A 349-nucleotide genomic window follows, 5' to 3' on the forward strand; every position below is an offset into this window, starting at 1 on the left:
GCCAACATTGACGATTTCGGAAGGATGCTTGATACGCTTCCAAGCCATGTCGGTAATGTGCAGCAGGCCATCCACGCCACCCAGATCGACGAATGCGCCGTAATCGGTGAGATTTTTGACGATACCTTTGACTTGCTGACCTTCTTGCAAGGATTCCAGCAGAGCTTCACGCTCAGCCGAGTTCTCTGCTTCAAGCACGCTACGACGCGAAACAACAACGTTGTTACGCTTCTGGTCAAGCTTGATGACCTTGAATTCCAGCTCTTTGCCTTCCAGGTGCGTGGTGTCGCGCACTGGACGAACGTCAACCAGAGAACCTGGCAGGAACGCACGGATGCCGTTAACGTCG

Annotated in this window: 1 protein-coding gene; it reads right to left on the minus strand. The window is 53.3% G+C overall.

Translation table 11 applies throughout. The annotated features are described in order from the left end of the window. The coding region (locus tag ACIQYF_RS07300) for a S1 RNA-binding domain-containing protein (RefSeq protein ID WP_402858787.1) at window positions 1–349 on the minus strand (349 nt) is incomplete at both ends.

This window comes from Pseudomonas sp. NPDC096917, assembly GCF_044762555.1.
GTDB lineage: Bacteria > Pseudomonadota > Gammaproteobacteria > Pseudomonadales > Pseudomonadaceae > Aquipseudomonas.